Consider the following 1,299-nt stretch of genomic DNA (forward strand, 5'->3'; position numbering starts at 1 on the left):
TAAGTCCTCGATCGATTAGTATTCGTCAGCTCCACGTGTCGCCACGCTTCCACCTCGAACCTATCTACCTGATCATCTTTCAGGGATCTTACTAGCTTGCGCTATGGGAAATCTCATCTTGAGGGGGGCTTCATGCTTAGATGCTTTCAGCACTTATCCCGTCCGCACATAGCTACCCAGCGATGCCTTTGGCAAGACAACTGGTACACCAGCGGTGCGTCCATCCCGGTCCTCTCGTACTAAGGACAGCTCCTCTCAAATTTCCTGCGCCCGCGACGGATAGGGACCGAACTGTCTCACGACGTTCTGAACCCAGCTCGCGTACCGCTTTAATGGGCGAACAGCCCAACCCTTGGGACCGACTACAGCCCCAGGATGCGATGAGCCGACATCGAGGTGCCAAACCTCCCCGTCGATGTGGACTCTTGGGGGAGATAAGCCTGTTATCCCCGGGGTAGCTTTTATCCGTTGAGCGATGGCCCTTCCATGCGGAACCACCGGATCACTAAGCCCGACTTTCGTCCCTGCTCGACTTGTAGGTCTCGCAGTCAAGCTCCCTTGTGCCTTTACACTCTGCGAATGATTTCCAACCATTCTGAGGGAACCTTTGGGCGCCTCCGTTACTTTTTAGGAGGCGACCGCCCCAGTCAAACTGCCCGCCTGACACTGTCTCCCACCCGGATCACGGGTGCGGGTTAGAAGTTCAACACAGCCAGGGTAGTATCCCACCGACGCCTCCCCCGAAGCTGGCGCTCCGGGTTCAAAGGCTCCTACCTATCCTGTACAAGCTGTGCCGAAATTCAATATCAGGCTGCAGTAAAGCTCCACGGGGTCTTTCCGTCCTGTCGCGGGTAACCTGCATCTTCACAGGTACTATAATTTCACCGAGTCTCTCGTTGAGACAGTGCCCAGATCGTTACGCCTTTCGTGCGGGTCGGAACTTACCCGACAAGGAATTTCGCTACCTTAGGACCGTTATAGTTACGGCCGCCGTTTACTGGGGCTTCAATTCAGAGCTTCGCGTGAGCTAACCCCTCCTCTTAACCTTCCAGCACCGGGCAGGCGTCAGCCCCTATACTTCGCCTTGCGGCTTCGCAGAGACCTGTGTTTTTGCTAAACAGTCGCCTGGGCCTATTCACTGCGGCTCCTCAGGGCTATGCACCCCAAAGAGCACCCCTTCTCCCGAAGTTACGGGGTCATTTTGCCGAGTTCCTTAACGAGAGTTCACTCGCTCACCTTAGGATTCTCTCCTCGCCTACCTGTGTCGGTTTGCGGTACGGGCACCTTTCACCTCGCTAG

Annotated in this window: 1 rRNA gene; it reads right to left on the reverse strand. The window is 55.7% G+C overall.

The features are described 5' to 3' along the window. Positions 1-1,299: ribosomal RNA gene (locus BBA02S_RS19885) — 23S ribosomal RNA — on the reverse strand; the annotation flags it as partial.

It is taken from the genome of Bacillus badius NBRC 15713 (assembly GCF_001591605.1).
Lineage (GTDB): Bacteria > Bacillota > Bacilli > Bacillales > Domibacillaceae > Pseudobacillus > Pseudobacillus badius.